This window comes from Bradyrhizobium sp. MI1.4 (assembly GCF_055811315.1).
This window is the reverse complement of record NZ_JBVVPP010000010.1, coordinates 33,421-47,351: the sequence shown is the minus strand read 5'-3', so window position 1 is coordinate 47,351 and position 13,931 is coordinate 33,421. Positions and strand designations below refer to the sequence as shown.

Annotated in this window: 16 protein-coding genes; 10 read left to right on the top strand and 6 right to left on the bottom strand. The window is 62.8% G+C overall.

What is annotated here, in order from left to right; genetic code table 11:
- The 3 genes from AC0L23_RS14125 to fliL are packed head-to-tail and all read right to left on the bottom strand — an operon-like array spanning position 1 to position 2,166.
- Positions 1–447, bottom strand: coding sequence for a DUF6468 domain-containing protein (locus AC0L23_RS14125; protein ID WP_007612299.1), 447 nt, complete (start codon positions 445–447; stop codon positions 1–3).
- Entirely contained in the window at positions 444–1,646 is a 1,203-nt protein-coding gene (gene fliM, locus AC0L23_RS14120) for a flagellar motor switch protein FliM (protein ID WP_018456420.1), read from the bottom strand. The genes AC0L23_RS14125 and fliM overlap by 4 nt, the downstream gene beginning before the upstream one ends.
- A 19-nt stretch (positions 1,647–1,665) precedes the next feature.
- Complete coding sequence (fliL, locus tag AC0L23_RS14115) at positions 1,666–2,166, bottom strand: flagellar basal body-associated protein FliL (RefSeq protein WP_018456421.1); 501 nt, start codon at positions 2,164–2,166, stop codon at positions 1,666–1,668.
- A 379-nt stretch (positions 2,167–2,545) separates the two neighbouring features.
- Here fliL and flgF point away from each other — a divergent pair, with 379 nt between their 5' ends.
- From flgF to flgH, 4 genes are read left to right on the top strand one after another with little or no spacing between them, the layout of a single operon-like run.
- Positions 2,546–3,307 carry a flagellar basal-body rod protein FlgF gene (gene flgF, locus AC0L23_RS14110; RefSeq protein WP_085349414.1) on the top strand — a complete coding sequence of 254 codons (762 nt, stop codon included), beginning with the start codon at positions 2,546–2,548 and terminating at the stop codon, positions 3,305–3,307.
- Between the two features lie 16 nt (positions 3,308–3,323).
- Entirely contained in the window at positions 3,324–4,112 is a 789-nt protein-coding gene (flgG, locus tag AC0L23_RS14105; RefSeq protein WP_007602131.1) for a flagellar basal-body rod protein FlgG, read from the top strand.
- Between the two features lie 10 nt (positions 4,113–4,122).
- Entirely contained in the window at positions 4,123–5,262 is a 1,140-nt protein-coding gene (gene flgA, locus AC0L23_RS14100) for a flagellar basal body P-ring formation chaperone FlgA (RefSeq protein ID WP_473357032.1), read from the top strand.
- A 3-nt stretch (positions 5,263–5,265) separates the two neighbouring features.
- Positions 5,266–6,033: a flagellar basal body L-ring protein FlgH gene (flgH, locus tag AC0L23_RS14095; protein WP_473357031.1), complete on the top strand. Its 768-nt coding sequence runs from the start codon at positions 5,266–5,268 to the stop codon at positions 6,031–6,033.
- Positions 6,034–6,327: 294 nt separating this feature from the next.
- On the opposite strand, the gene AC0L23_RS14090 is transcribed toward flgH, so the two are convergent.
- Positions 6,328–7,107: a 2-keto-4-pentenoate hydratase gene (locus tag AC0L23_RS14090; RefSeq protein ID WP_473357030.1), complete on the bottom strand. Its 780-nt coding sequence runs from the start codon at positions 7,105–7,107 to the stop codon at positions 6,328–6,330.
- A 1,269-nt stretch (positions 7,108–8,376) separates the two neighbouring features.
- Between AC0L23_RS14090 and AC0L23_RS14085 the strand changes: the two genes are divergently transcribed.
- A complete protein-coding gene (locus AC0L23_RS14085; protein WP_473357029.1) occupies positions 8,377–8,631 on the top strand; it encodes a hypothetical protein in 255 nt (84 codons plus the stop codon).
- 390 nt (positions 8,632–9,021) lie between these two features.
- Here the strand turns inward: AC0L23_RS14085 and AC0L23_RS14080 are convergent, their stop codons facing one another.
- Positions 9,022–9,420: a hypothetical protein gene (locus AC0L23_RS14080; RefSeq protein WP_473357028.1), complete on the bottom strand. Its 399-nt coding sequence runs from the start codon at positions 9,418–9,420 to the stop codon at positions 9,022–9,024.
- A 58-nt stretch (positions 9,421–9,478) separates the two neighbouring features.
- Positions 9,479–9,664, bottom strand: coding sequence for a CsbD family protein (locus tag AC0L23_RS14075; protein ID WP_063994501.1), 186 nt, complete (start codon positions 9,662–9,664; stop codon positions 9,479–9,481).
- Between the two features lie 89 nt (positions 9,665–9,753).
- On the opposite strand from AC0L23_RS14075, the gene AC0L23_RS14070 reads away from it, so the two are divergent.
- The 5 genes from AC0L23_RS14070 to AC0L23_RS14050 all read left to right on the top strand — a co-directional run bounded on the left by AC0L23_RS14070 (position 9,754) and on the right by AC0L23_RS14050 (position 13,817).
- A complete protein-coding gene (locus AC0L23_RS14070; RefSeq protein WP_204511691.1) occupies positions 9,754–9,933 on the top strand; it encodes a hypothetical protein in 180 nt (59 codons plus the stop codon).
- 373 nt (positions 9,934–10,306) lie between these two features.
- Positions 10,307–11,215 (top strand): AI-2E family transporter, encoded by a 909-nt coding sequence (locus tag AC0L23_RS14065; RefSeq protein WP_377789411.1) that lies wholly within the window; start codon positions 10,307–10,309, stop codon positions 11,213–11,215.
- 151 nt (positions 11,216–11,366) lie between these two features.
- The gene (locus AC0L23_RS14060) at positions 11,367–12,236 is read left to right on the top strand and encodes a hypothetical protein (RefSeq protein ID WP_204511693.1); all 870 of its coding nucleotides are present in this window, start codon (positions 11,367–11,369) and stop codon (positions 12,234–12,236) included.
- Between the two features lie 123 nt (positions 12,237–12,359).
- Positions 12,360–12,656, top strand: coding sequence for a SemiSWEET family sugar transporter (locus AC0L23_RS14055; RefSeq protein ID WP_204511694.1), 297 nt, complete (start codon positions 12,360–12,362; stop codon positions 12,654–12,656).
- Between the two features lie 45 nt (positions 12,657–12,701).
- Positions 12,702–13,817 carry a YihY/virulence factor BrkB family protein gene (locus AC0L23_RS14050; protein ID WP_473357027.1) on the top strand — a complete coding sequence of 372 codons (1,116 nt, stop codon included), beginning with the start codon at positions 12,702–12,704 and terminating at the stop codon, positions 13,815–13,817.
- Positions 13,818–13,931: the final 114 nt, after the last annotated feature.

The following is a 13,931-nucleotide window of genomic DNA, read 5'->3' as shown; positions in this document are numbered from 1 at the left end:
TTATGCCGCAAGACCGTTGGATCGTCGGCGCTCGGAGAAGGCTTCGGCCGCAGCCGCCACCGCCTTCGCCGATGAAGGCTTGGCTGCGGGCGCGGCGACCGTTTCCGGGTTCGTCACGGGGCGCGCGGCGATCGCGATCTTGGACAGCCGCCGCACCACGTTGTCGGCTTCGCCGAGCTGCTTGTAGAGCTGCTCGGACATCTGGGTCGCCGACGCAAGCTGGCTGCCGAGGTTCTCGTTGACGTCGCGCACGGCGAGCTTCAGCCCGCCGATCGCGCGCTCGGCAATCTCGGTTGCGGTGATCAGCTCGCCGATGACCGCCTTCAGCGAATGCTCGTCCGCCTTCAGCCGCGTCAGCCGCTTGTTGAGCGTGACGCAGTAGACGATGGTCAGCATCAGCAGGATAGCCACCAGCGTCTCGATCGCCATTCCCAGGGAGTGGTTCATGGGGCCTCCATCATCTTGTTCTGCTCGTCGACCTTTTCGAACATCGCAAGTGTCGTACTTGGCTTGCGCAAGGGTTTCGTCACCCGTATCGCGACGCGGTCGCCGACCCGGCCCATGCGTCCTTCGGTGATGGTGACGTCGCCGCAGCGAACGGTGACGCTGGCATCCGCGCGCATGTCCAGCGGCAGCGTGTCGCCGACCTTTAACCGCATCAGCTGCTTGAGCGGAATGTCGGCTTCGTAGAGCACGGCGTCGACGGAGATCTCGGCCTGGACGATCTCGGTGGCGAAATGGCCTTCCCAGATCTGGTCGCGGCCGAACTTTTCGCCCATGAACATCTGGAGCAGGACGCCCCGGATCGGCTCGATGGTCGCGTAAGGCAGCAAGAGCTCGATGTTGCCGCCGCGATCTTCCATGTCGATGCGCAGGCGCACCAGGATCGCGGCGTTGGCAGGACGGCTGATCGCGGCGAAACGTGGGTTGGTCTCGAGCCGGTCGATGGTGAAGGTCACCGGCGACAGCGGCCGGAACGCCTGTTCGGCATCGGCCATGACGACTTCGACCAATCGCTTGACCAATTCTGTCTCGATCGTGGTGTAGGGCCGGCCCTCGATGCGCAGCTGGCTTGAGCCGCGGCGGCCGCCGAGCAGCACGTCGATCATCGAGTAGATCAGGCTGGAGTCGACCACGGCCATGCCGAAATTGTCCCACTCTTCGGCCTTGAAGACGGTGAGGACGGCGGGCAGCGGGATCGAGTTCATGTAGTCGCCGAAGCGCACCGAGGTGATGCGGTCGAGCGAGACTTCGACGTTGTCGGAGGTGAAATTGCGTAAGGACGTCGTCAGCAACCGCACCAGGCGGTCGAAGACGATTTCGAGCATCGGCAGACGCTCGTAGGAGACCATCGCCGAATCGATGATGGCGCGAATGCCGGAATGGTCGTCGAGCGTGACGTCGCCGACCGCGAAGCCGAGGAGGTTGTCGATCTCCTCCTGCGACAGCACGCGTTCGCCGGAATTCTTGCCGGCGCCGAGATCGCGGCTGCCATCCTCGACCATGGCCGCCCATTGCAGGGCCATGGTCTCGGATAGTTCGTTTTCGGCAGCAGCCTTCGCGGCCTCAGCGGGATCCTCGGAATCGAGCGAGGCCTCCCATTGGGCGGCAATTGCATCCTGGTCTGGTTGGTCGGTGCCTGCCATGAGCCCTAGCCCGTCATGCTCACTGGATCACGACTTCCTTGAACAGCACCGCGCTGACCTGGACCGGAGCGACCGCGGCGTTGACGCGCTTGGTCAGCTCTTCCTTGAGGCGGAAGATGCCGGCGGAACCGTTGAGGTCGGAGGAGCGCAGCTCACGCGCATAGGTCTGGAAGATGTCGGTGATGCGCGGCATCGTAGGCTTGATCGCCTCGACCTGCTTCTCTTCCTTCAGCTCCAGAACGATCTTGAGCTTCAGATATTGCACGCGCTCGCCCGGCGCGCCGGCGAGGTTGACCATGATGTCGGGAACCTCGACGAAAGACGGCGGCTTCGGCGGAGGCGCCGCCTCGGCGTGATGCTCGTCGTCGCCGTGACGGAAAAAGAAGAACCAGGTCGCGGCGCCGCCGCCGAGAACGGCGAGCAGGCCCACCACCATGATCATCAGCTTGAACTTGTTCTTGGGCGGAGCGGCTTCCGCGCCGTCGGCGGCCGCGCCGCCTTCCGCTTCATTCTCTGCCATGATCGCCGCGCTCGCTCATCTCTCAAAGGGGTCGAAAGAGCGAAGCTCCTGGCAGACAGTGACGCGATACAAATGCCCCAGCGCAGTGCTCCTCTTACGCGCAAACGCTACGGTAATAATGGTTAACGGAACCTTTCGATTGGGCCTTCACTAGGAAAAATCTGCCGGGCAAACATGGCTAACAGACCCTTTCTGCCGCCTCCCCGCATCCTCGAAAAACAGACAAGGTATTGAAAGTACATAATTTTCCCGCCTGGCACGAGTTTCGCTGAGAAAGGACCGAGACCCAGGGTTTGGGAGAACCCGAGGTCTCGTTCACGGGATCGGCCAATGCGCTTGGGAGAGCGAGCTGGCGGATCTCACTCAGGGGAGATTTCCGATGCAGAACGCGCTTCTGATCGGCTTGTCACGACAGATGACGTTGGAACGGCAGATGGATGTCATCGCCAACAACGTCGCCAACGCAAACACCAACGGCTTCAAGGCCGATCATTCGCTGTTCGAGGAGTACCTCAACTCGAACGCGCGTGAGGACAATTTCGTCGGCTCCGACCGCCGGGTCTCCTATGTGCAGGACCGCGGCACCTTCCGCGACGTCGGCCAGGGGCCGATGGAGCCGACCAAGAATCCGCTCGACATGGCGATCAGCGGCAACGCCTATTTCGCGGTTCAGGCCAATGGCGCCGAGCGCTACACCCGCGACGGAAAATTCTCGCTCAACAGCACCGGCCAGCTCGTCACCTCCGACGGCAACCTCGTGCTGGGCACCAGCGGCCCGATCACCTTCCAGCCGACCGACCACGACATCAACGTCGCGCCGGACGGCACCGTCACGGTGCTCGAGGGCACGGCCAAAAACGATTCGATCCGCGGCAAGATCCGCATGGCCTCGTTCGACGATCCGGCCAAGCTGACCAAGCTTGGCGCCAACCTTTATGACATCGGCTCCGCGGTCCCGCAGGCCGACACCAAGTCGACCGTGCAGCAGGGCTATGTCGAGAAGTCGAATGTGAACTCGGTCGGTGAGATGAGCCGCATGGTCGAAGTCATGCGCAGCTACACCGCCATCGCCAACCTGCTCCAGCAGCAGAGTGACATGCACAAGTCGGCGATCGAGAAGCTCGCCGACGTTCCGGCCTGATTGAGGGAGAACTGACATGCAGGCGCTTCACACCGCAGCAACCGGAATGGCGGCACAGGAACTCAACGTTCAGGTGATCTCCAACAACATCGCCAACCTGCGCACCACCGGCTTCAAGAAGCAGACCGCGGCGTTCCAGGACCTGATCTACGAACACGTCCGCCGGGTCGGCGCCCAGTCGTCCGACCAGGGCACCATCCTGCCGGTCGGCGTCGACATCGGCGGCGGCGTCAAGACCGTCGGCACGCCGCGCAGCATGACCCAGGGCACGCTGTCGCAGACCGGCAACGACCTCGACATGGCCATCACGGGCGAAGGTTTCTTCAAGATCCTGATGCCCGACGGCAGCTACCAGTACACCCGCGACGGCACCTTCCAGATGGACAATCAGGGGCGCATCGTCACGGCGCAGGGCAACCCGGTGCAACCGACGATTACGATCCCGAACAACGCCTCGGGCCTCACCATCAACGTGCAGGGCCAGGTCTCGGTGACGCTGCCGGGTTCGTCGACCTCGGCCGTCCAGGGCCAGATCGGCCTGACCCGATTCATCAACAAGGCGGGCCTCCAGCCGGTCGGCAACAATCAGTTCACCGAGACGCCCTCCTCCGGCCCGCCGCAGGACGGTACCGCGAGCTCCGAGGGTTTCGGCAACATCACCCAGAGCAGCCTCGAGCAGGCCAATGTCGACGTCGTCTCGGAGATGAGCGACCTGATCGCCGCCCAGCGCGCCTACGAGATGAACGCCAAGGTGATCAGCGCCGCCGACCAGATGATGCAGTCGACCACGGCGTTGTTCCGCTGAGGTGATGACGATGATCCGCACCACCCTCGCCACGATCTCCGCTCTCCTCGTGCTGGCGCTGCCCGCACGGGCCGCCGACGACTTCATCGCGACGCCGACGCTGCGCGCGAGCATCACCGTGACCTCGGACGTGGTGCGGGTCGGCGATCTCATCGACAATGCCGGCTCGGCCGCGCTGATCCCGGTCTACCGCTCGCCCGATCTCGGCACCACCGGTGCGCTGCCGGTCGCCCACGTGCTGGCGGTGTTGCGCGCAAAGCAGGTGATCGGCGTGATGACCGGCGACATCAAGGAGGTCCAGGTCACCCGTCTCGCCCGCACGCTCGTGAACAAGGACCTCGAGACCGCGGTCGCCTCGGCGCTCGAGCGCCGCTTTGGACTTGGCGATGCCGCCAACATTACCGTCACGTTCGACCGCGGCATTGCCGACATGCGGCTGGATGCCTCCAACACCGGCGTGCTGCAGCCGGTGGCAACCCGCTACGACGCCCGCAGCGGCCGTTTCGACATCGCCTTCGAGATCAACAACGATAACAATCCGGCACCGACCAAGCTGCGTTTCACCGGCACCGCGATCGAAACGGTGGAAGTGGCCGTGTTGACGCGCGACATCGACCGCGTCGATCTCCTGAAGGCGTCCGATGTCGCCATGGAGCGGCGGCCGAAGGCCGAGGTCACCGGTGAGGCCGCCTCGCGCGATCGCACGCTCGGCATGCAGCTCCGCCGGCCGATGCGGGCGGGGACGCCGATCCGCGTCGCCGACATCGTCAAGCCCGACTTCGTGCAGCGCGACCAGAACGTCACCGTCATCTACCAGGTTCCCGGAATCTATCTCACCACGCGCGGCAAGGCGATCGAGAGCGGCGCCGAGGGCGATACCATCAGCGTGCTCAACCTGCAGACCAAGCGCACGCTGAGCGGCGTCGTCACCGGCCGCGGCCAGGTGACGGTCCAGGGCGCCAGCCAGGCCGCGCCGATGCCGGCCGCGGTCGAACAGACCTCCTCGCTCAAGCGCGACGAGGCGCCCGCCCCCGTCGATACCGCAGCCCTCGTCCGGAACCTGGTCCAAGCCCCGGCATCCTCGGCCCAGATCGCACAAGCCCAGATCCCGCAAGTTCGCGTCTCGCAAGCTCCAGCCAAGTCAGAGTAAGTCATGTCCACGTTCAGTTCGGCTTTTCGTCCCGGTCGCATCGCGATCTCTGCCCTGCTGCTGGCGACGTGCGCGCTGGCCAGCGGCTGCTCCTCGATCGACCGTCTGTCGCAGATCGGCGAGCAGCCGAAATTGTCGGCGATCGACAATCCGACGACGCAGCCCGGTTACAAGCCGGTGCAGATGCCGATGCCGAAGCCCGAGGTCGCCTCCTACAATCCGAACTCGCTGTGGCGCAGCGGCAGCCGGGCCTTCTTCAAGGACCAGCGTGCCCATCAGGTCGGCGACATCCTGACGGTGGCCGTGAACATCACCGACAAGGCCAATATCGAAAACGACACCCAGCGCAGCCGCACCAACAAGGAAGATTCCGGGATCACCGACTTCATCGGCGCCAAGACATTGGGGGCCCAAGCGCAGAAGGTGTTGCCCGGCCGTATCCTCACCGCCGACTCGACCGCGTCCAGCGAGGGCAAAGGAAGCGTGGACCGCAAGGAAGCGTTGCAGACCAACGTCGCGGCGGTCGTCACCCAGGTCCTGCCCAACGGCAACCTCGTGGTCGAGGGCAAGCAGGAGATCCGCGTCAACTACGAAATCCGCGAGCTCATCGTCGCCGGCATCGTCCGTCCCGAAGACATCCAGAGCGACAACACCATCGATTCCACCAAGATCGCGCAGGCCCGCATCGCCTATGGCGGCCGCGGCCAGATCATGGACGTGCAGCAACCGCGCTACGGCCAGCAAGTCATGGACGTGCTGCTGCCCTTCTAGCCTACTCCCGAGCTCCCACATCGTGCTCGCGAACCTAGGCGCGGACGACGATGTACGACGCGGCCCTCGCTAGCTCCCCTGGCGAGGGCCGCATGTATTTTGGCGATGGCTGCATACAGCGCTCGGCGACGCGCGATTGTAGCGACGCCGCTATCCCCCTCTCCGCCCCCTCGACTGTCATCGCCCGCGAAGGCGGGCGATCCAGTATTTCGAGACGTCAGCGATGAACGGAGAAGCCGCGGCGTACTGGATTCTCCGCCTTCGCGGGGAATGACGACGCAGTGCCCGCGGCGCCTACGTAAACTCCGCCTCCACCGTCCCCAGGCCGTCCAGCTCCATCCGCACCTTGTCGCCGGCCTTCAGCCACAGCGTCTTCACCAGGCTCCCCGTCAGCACGAGCTGTCCCTCGTGCAGGCCCTTGCCCTCGGCGGCGAGATGGTTGGCGAGCCAGGCGAGTGCATTGTGGGGATGGCCGAGCACGTCGGCGCCGGTGCCGTGGCTGACCTCTTCACCGTTGACGATGGCGCGGCCTTTGACGGCCTTCAGGTCCGGCACCGACGAGCGCGGCACGATCTCGCCCAACACGCAGCCGGCGGCGAAGAAATCGTCGGCGATCAACGTCGGCGCGCCCATCGTTTCCCACTTCACATAGCGGTCGTCGACGATCTCGATCGCGGGATGATAGGCCTCGACGGCTTCGCCGACCCATTCGGCCGTGAATGGCGCCTCGCCGGCGGCGAGATTGCGCTTCAGCCGCACCGCGATCTCGCATTCGACGCCGACGCGGACATAGTCGGCAGCCGCGAGCTGCACGCCGCTGTCGTGCACGCCTTTCTGGAACACGCCGCCGCCGCATGGGTGTGGAATCCCGATGTAATCCTGCATCACCTGGCTGGTGCAGCCGATCTTGTAACCGACCAGCGGGCCGGCATGCGGCAGCAGCAGATCGTGCAGCGCCCGCTGGACCTGATAGCCCTCGGCTTCATCGGCCGGAGGAACCTCGAGCGCCGCGAGCGGCGCATGGTTGCGGCGCGCCAGCGCGATCGCCTTTGCGGCTGCGAGAATTCTGTCCATCGGCGCCGGCTCCTACACACCACAATCGAGGGCGGCACTTCAGCATCCCCGCCGGGGCGTGACAAGCGCAGGGCGCCGCGCGGCAGCACGTCATGCCAGCACAGGCTGGATGAGCTGCGGACGCTGATCGTCCACATCATGGCAAGCCTCACGGGCGGCGCCGGCGTTTAAGGAAATATTGAGCTGGTCCGGGCTTTATGGGGATGCACGCCTTGTAGCGTCGCAACAGGCCTGATTGCAGCAATGTGTGAAGCTGCTGGATCAGCGCCTCAGCATTCGAGTCGATGTCCTTGATGCGACTCGCAAAACCTGCCGCACCTGAAGTGAAGGCTGTTTCTCATCCGAACTCACGTGAGCTCGGAGGAGTTAAGTCTAGCTCATTGATTGCGATTCATTTTTCGCGATTGCGCTCGCGCGCCGAAACGCGCGGTTGCAAGCGACAGGCAAAATGCTGCACGGCGCGAAAAGGGGCACCTTGCGTTCAAATATGCCCGCACCACAAGACCGCGTCGACTAAGTACTTGATTTCGCACGACCGTGTTCCGGAAGAATGGATCGGTTGGCACAATAAGAACGGGGCGATTGATACGAAAGGTCGCTAAGACCGGGTCGAGGCTAGTAAGCGTCTCGTTTACCCGCACTTTTCGTAGGGCGGCTTTTGGCCCGAACCGAGCCGGCAGATCCGCCTCCTTGCCCCGGCGGCTCCAGGGGTCCTCTGTCAGTAGCGTCGGGCATTCCGGCTTGCTGGACGGCCTTCTAGGGGGACTCCCAAAGAGGAGATTGCCATGGACGCCACGACGTTGCTGCGCATCCAGGAATTCAACTGGCTGAATTTCGACTGATCACGGGGAAGCACGATGATCCGGAATGGGTCGAGATCACGACGCCGGAGCAGGCGGAGTTCGCCGACCGTGCCTCGAAGACATCGGTGCCCCCTCACTTCGGGGCGGAGCGGCGCGACAGCGAGGTCGGCCGGCACCCACCGCTGGTTCAAGCTCGCACTCGTCCATCCGATCACGGGCGCGGTCCAAGGCGACGTCGTCATGGCGGGTGCCCGGGCCCGGCACCCGCCTGCGGCATGCGATCCGCCACCTCGGGCCGTCGCACAGCGTCGCCTTCGGGGGGAGAATCTATATCCCGGCTGCCGAACGCGATCGACGAGCTGGTTAGGCGAAATCTCATCTCGGAGACGAAGAAATCGGCATCCTCGTCCAGCAGCACGCCATACGCCAGAGGCGGGCGACCTGCCGAAGCCGACGAACGCTTCGGATGCCTGCCGTCTTTGAACTTGGCGGCGCCGTAGGCATGCAGGAGTTCGTACAGCCGGGGGGGGGCGGCTTTCGATCACGACACCGGCGAAATTGGGCTGAACCGGATCCCGGTTACGGCGAGGAGACGTTCGGAAAAGCCTGGGATCCCCGCCAAGCAGACGAAGCGCCGGGCAAGGTGAAGGCCGACGAGCTGCGCGCCCTGTTCGGCTGGATCGACGCCACCGACGAGATCAGGCTCAACTCGGTCGCCTGAGCCCGCGCGTGGTTGCCCCGGCCGCGGACTCTCTAGTTTTCAGTTCCGCCCCGCTCAGCGGAGCTTCCGGGCGGTGCCTTTGCGGTCAGGCGACCCGCAGCGTCCCGTTCGTATCCGAGATCCGCGATGAACTTGGACATGATGCCATAGCCGACCTTCGCCCGCTCCTTGTTGAACGTCTGCCAGAATGCATGCACGCTGATCGATGGATTGGCTTCGATCGCTGAGCGGATGTAGTCCTCATGGCCCTCGAGCTTGCTCGCGGCGGGCAGGTCCCCGTGCTCGATGAAGTAGGCGACCCATTCGGTGACTGCCTTTGCGCTGACGCCGAGCCGTCGCGCGACGAATTAGGCGCTCAACCCCGTCCTGACCTGTTGACTGCTTCCCGCCTCAGGTGCGTCGGGATCGATCGCGTAGCTCAGTTGGAGTCGCGAATTGGTCAAACCGGTCGCAAAGGACGTCGGAGAAGCCGTCCGTCATCACGCACATCGAATTGATGTACCCCAGCGCAATTGCCAGCACGCCGTCGACATTCAAGCTGTCCGTTAGAACTGCGTGATCAACGAAATCATGGCGGCGGCCGACGTGAACAACGCTGGCGTGAACAACGCTGGCCGTATCGAGGCAAATTGAAGGCCGCGTACCACAGGCTGCGCGAGGAAGACGAGGAGCGGCCTGACTAAGGACTCCGGTCTTCTTTCGTGCGCTCTCGAGCAGGACGGCGAACGCGGGCGCGCCAGTCGTTGGTAAGTCGAGGTCCAAGATCTCGAGCAGCGAGGCAGCGAGCATAAGATTACTGGTAGACAACAAAAAGCCCCCGCTTTCGCGAGGGCTCTTGAGGTTAAGACTACTCGCCGTTCAATACTTCGCGGGCTTTGTCTTTCACTCCGCCGACGGCGTTCTGGGCCTTGCCCTTCACCTGGTCCGCTTGACCTTCGGTTTCTGTCTTAGCATCGCCGGTCATCTTGCCGACGCCTTCCTTGATCTTGCCCTTGATGTTTGTCGCGGCGCCTTCTACGCGATCTTTATCCATGTTCCACTCTCCTCGTGCTGAGCGAGAATAACCTGCGTTAAGCGGAGAGGTTCGGGTGGAACTGCGTTCCCTCTCTCACGTTTCCGGGAATGGCAAAGAAGCAGGTAGGAATAGAAGTCATTGAGGAGGGGACCGAGCGCTTTCTCGTGAAGACGTTCGACGATGGTTCCGAGGAGCGTCAGCCGATCGTCAAGGAGCCGCGCAAGAAGCAACCGCGACGCATTGACTGGAGTCGGAAGCTGAAGTCGGGCCTGAAGAGAGGGGTCTAGGGAGACATAGCGCCGCGCTCGTTATTGAAGGGAGCGCGCTCATTCAGAACAAACCCTGGTCTGGCATTTGTACACGCTACGGCTGTGGGGGAATTAATTTTCAGGCATTCCGGTTTGCACTTTCCTCACCTCAGCGAAGCGATCACCGCAGTGGGCTCGACTGCGGGAGTGCCTCCATGCCGGGATGCTGTTAGGCGGCAATCGCGAACATCCCACTAGGGTCCGTCATTCATGGCGTTTGCGGCTCATGGCCGACTCCCGCAAGCGGTGGTGGAGGGGCCGGACGCGGTCCGCCGCTCCGGGAACAATTTGTGCGCCGAACTGTTCGCCGACTACCTTCAAGCTGGTGCCGCGTCAGCGGTTAAGGTGCTTCGTGGCAGAGTCCGAGAGTTCCGACGATCTATTGCAGGAAAGCGTTCCGGCCGCGGACGCGCCAGCCATCACCTCACTTCTGTCGTTTCAAATCGGGATCGTCGTAATAGCGACGCTCTATTTGGCGCGCGAAGTGCTTGTGCCGATCACGGCCGCAATACTTCTTTCGTTCGTGCTGGCCCCACTCGTCGATCTACTCCGAAGGTGGCGACTGGGACGAGTACCTTCTGTACTGATTGCTGTTTTTGTTGCGATTGCCATCATCGGTGCGATTGGGACGGTGATCGGATCGCAGGTCGCACAATTGGCGCCCCGCGCACCTGAATATGCAGGCACGATCGAAAGGAAGATCGAGGCCGCCCGCACCTACATGGCTGAGAAGGCTTCTGGCCTACTTGAGCGCATCGGTTACGATGCAACGCCGCTGCAGACGGTCCCGCAAGGCTCGGCTGGAGCCGAGACCTCGGTCAAGGGTGACCAGCCCGGCTCAAAACCAGCGACGTCGAGCCCGCTCGAGCTACTTCAAAAGTATCTGTCCCCTATCCTGTCGCCGTTCGCAACGCTGGGAATTGTCCTCGTGATCTCGATCTTCGTGCTGCTGCAGAAGGAAGATCTGCGCGATCGGATGATCCGGCTGTTCGGTGCCACGGACCTCCATCGGACGACGGTGGCGCTGGACGACGCCGCTCAGCGGCTGAGCCGATACTTTCTGGCTCAACTCGGATTGAATTCGGCGTTCGGTGTAATCATCGGCGCGGGATTGTTCTTCATCGGCGTGCCCAATCCTGTGCTGTGGGGCATTCTTTCCGGGCTGCTGCGCTTCGTGCCTTACATCGGCTCGTTCATATCAGCAGGCTTGCCCATCACGCTCGCGACAGCCGTCGATCCGGGATGGTCGATGGCGATCTGACAGAGATCCTCTATATCGTGGTCGAACTTGGAGTAAGCCAGGGCATCGAACCGATACTTATGGCCACAGCACCGGCCTTTCGCCATTAGCGGTTGTGGTATCTGCGATCTTCTGGAGCTGGCTTTGGGGCTCGATTGGCTTGGTGCTTTCGATGCCCCTTACGCTGTGCCTGGTTGTGCTCGGCCGATATGTTGATCGGCTAGAGTTCCTGGACATCCTGCTTGGAGACCGACCGCCGCTCACGCCCGTCGAGAGTTTCTATCAGCGATTCCTGGCGGGAGACGCGGACGAGGCCCAGGATCACGCCGAGCTGCCGCTGAAGGAACGATCGCTGTCTTCCTATTACGATGAAGTCGCTCTAAAAGGCCTGCAGCTGGCTGCCAACGATGCCGAACGTGGCGTGATCGGGCAAAGGCATCTGGAACGTGTGCGGAATACGATAGAGGGGCTCATCCGCGAACTGGCCGAGCACGAGGACCAGGATCCTTCTTCGCTGGACACGCAGCCTGCCGGCACGCCTAGAGATCAACGGGGCATCCCCAGCAATGCGGCGCCCGAAGATTGCCCGCACAGATCCGCGCTTTCGGCCCCATGGCAAGGAGCAGCCCCCGTTCTATGCCTTGCCGGCAAGGGACCGCTCGATGAAGCAGCGTCTGCGATGTTGGCGCAACTTCTCGGGAAGCATGGTCTGGGCGCGCGGGTCACGAGGTATGACGCCGCCTCGCGCGAAGCCATCAACGCGCTGGAGGTGACAGGTACCGTCATGATCTGCATCTCCTACCTCGATATTCGGGGCAGCCCTTCGCACCTGCGCTACCTTCTGCAGCGATTGAAGCGAAGAGCTCCAGGCGTACCCGTCCTTGTCGGATTGTGGCCAGCCGAAGATGACGTTCTGAGAGACCGACAGGTTCAGACTGTGATCGGCGCCGATTACTACGTCACCTCGCTCCGGCAGGCGGTAAACGTCTGTGTATCGCAAGCTCGTAAAGATACGCGGTCATCCAGCACCGCCGGGGCGTAAGCGCGCTAGGCAGCACCACTCCTTTGCCCTGACGTCCTGCGCACCTCAGCTGCTTAACCCTCCTTGGCGCCGGAACCCTTCCAGCGGAGGTCCGTTCAGCCGGTGCACCGGAGAGGTAACCAGATGTCACACGATCTCACCACCTATCTGGGCGGACTTGCTGCCTTCCTTGCTTCGCTCTCCTACGTCCCACAGGTCCGAAAGGCGTGGCCCCGCGGATCTACCGCCGATCTCTCCATGGGAATGTTGGTAGCGCTGACCACGGGGTTGGCTTTGTGGGTCGTCTATGGGGCGATGCGCGGCGATTGGGTCATCATCGCCGCAAACGCGGTCGGCGCTTCTTTGGCCGGGATCGTCCTCGGTTGCAAAATCCGCGACTGCCGTGCGTCGACGCGCGAAGCGGTACAGGAACGATCGTGACTGGAATACAGTTGTCCCGGCTCGAAAGGCAAGGACGACAGAAGCATGACTGAACACCCAGACGTTTCAGAGCGGCAGTCGATCGGTTGGTCACTGGCGTCCACATTGGCGGTTCTCGGCCTTGCGCTCATCTCGGATCGCTTGCTGCCGACGCAACAGGATCGGGAGGAGAGCCCATCCATCGTTCCTTCCTCGCAGACGCGACCAGATGGCGCTGACGAAGACCGAGGCCGCCAGGCCACAACCCCCTCGGAGATCCCGCCACGCGGCTGGAAAGACATCCTTCGGCGAGTCTACGCGAACATCTCCAAGCACCGCATTCTGGCGCTGGCGGCCGGCATGACCTACTACAGCATCCTGGCCATTTTTCCCGCCATCGCCGCGCTTGTCGCCGTGTACGGCCTTTTCTCGGACCCCACTACCATAACGCGACACCTCGTTCAGCTGGGCGGATTTCTCCCCGGCGGAGCGATCGATATCGCACGCGACCAACTCACCAGAGTTGCGTCCAAGGGCTCGCAGACGCTCGGCATTACCTTCGCCATCGGCCTTGGTACTTCGCTTTGGAGCGCCAACGCGGCCATGAAGTCTTTGTTCGACACTATGAACATCGTCCACGGCGAGAACGAGAAACGTGGGTTCTTCAAGCTCAATGCCGTCTCACTAGGTTTTACGCTCGGCGGCATCGCCTTCGTCGTCGTCGCTCTCGGATCCATTGTCGCAGTACCCGTTTTCCTGGACTATGTCGGCCTGTCCGGCGCAGGCGACCTTCTGCTCCGGATCGGGCGGTGGCCGGCGATGTTTCTCATCCTGACCCTCGCGCTCGCAGTGATCTATCGATATGGGCCGAGCCGGCAGACGGCCCGCTGGCGTTGGGTCACTTGGGGCAGTGCCATCGCGGCTCTGCTGTGGATCGCGGTTTCCGGGGCCTTCTCCTGGTACGCCGCAAACTTCGGCAAGTTCAACGAAACTTACGGCTCACTTGGGGCGATCATCGGCTTCATGACTTGGCTGTGGATCTCCGCCATCGTCATCCTGCTCGGTGCGGAGGTCGACGCGGAGATGGAACATCAGACCGAGCGCGACACCACCACCGGCACATCCAAGCCAATGGGGTCGAGGGGAGCGAAGGTCGCCGACACCGTAGGCGGCAGCCGCTGACGGCATTGCTCCAGTTTCGCAGCCTCCATTCGCCAGCCTGGGTAACTTACGCAACGCATCTGTTAGAGATCTCCTGCTAACCAAAGCCACGGGCACCCGCAAATTCGTCCATCA

Coding starts and splice junctions, on each gene's coding strand:
- AC0L23_RS14125 (WP_007612299.1), bottom strand. CDS start 447: ATGAACCACTCCCTGGGAATGGCGATCGAGACGCTGGTGGCTATCCTG.
- fliM (WP_018456420.1), bottom strand. CDS start 1,646: ATGGCAGGCACCGACCAACCAGACCAGGATGCAATTGCCGCCCAATGG.
- fliL (WP_018456421.1), bottom strand. CDS start 2,166: ATGGCAGAGAATGAAGCGGAAGGCGGCGCGGCCGCCGACGGCGCGGAA.
- flgF (WP_085349414.1), top strand. CDS start 2,546: ATGCAGAACGCGCTTCTGATCGGCTTGTCACGACAGATGACGTTGGAA.
- flgG (WP_007602131.1), top strand. CDS start 3,324: ATGCAGGCGCTTCACACCGCAGCAACCGGAATGGCGGCACAGGAACTC.
- flgA (WP_473357032.1), top strand. CDS start 4,123: ATGATCCGCACCACCCTCGCCACGATCTCCGCTCTCCTCGTGCTGGCG.
- flgH (WP_473357031.1), top strand. CDS start 5,266: ATGTCCACGTTCAGTTCGGCTTTTCGTCCCGGTCGCATCGCGATCTCT.
- AC0L23_RS14090 (WP_473357030.1), bottom strand. CDS start 7,107: ATGGACAGAATTCTCGCAGCCGCAAAGGCGATCGCGCTGGCGCGCCGC.
- AC0L23_RS14085 (WP_473357029.1), top strand. CDS start 8,377: ATGCCTGCCGTCTTTGAACTTGGCGGCGCCGTAGGCATGCAGGAGTTC.
- AC0L23_RS14080 (WP_473357028.1), bottom strand. CDS start 9,420: ATGCTCGCTGCCTCGCTGCTCGAGATCTTGGACCTCGACTTACCAACG.
- AC0L23_RS14075 (WP_063994501.1), bottom strand. CDS start 9,664: ATGGATAAAGATCGCGTAGAAGGCGCCGCGACAAACATCAAGGGCAAG.
- AC0L23_RS14070 (WP_204511691.1), top strand. CDS start 9,754: ATGGCAAAGAAGCAGGTAGGAATAGAAGTCATTGAGGAGGGGACCGAG.
- AC0L23_RS14060 (WP_204511693.1), top strand. CDS start 11,367: ATGCCCCTTACGCTGTGCCTGGTTGTGCTCGGCCGATATGTTGATCGG.
- AC0L23_RS14055 (WP_204511694.1), top strand. CDS start 12,360: ATGTCACACGATCTCACCACCTATCTGGGCGGACTTGCTGCCTTCCTT.
- AC0L23_RS14050 (WP_473357027.1), top strand. CDS start 12,702: ATGACTGAACACCCAGACGTTTCAGAGCGGCAGTCGATCGGTTGGTCA.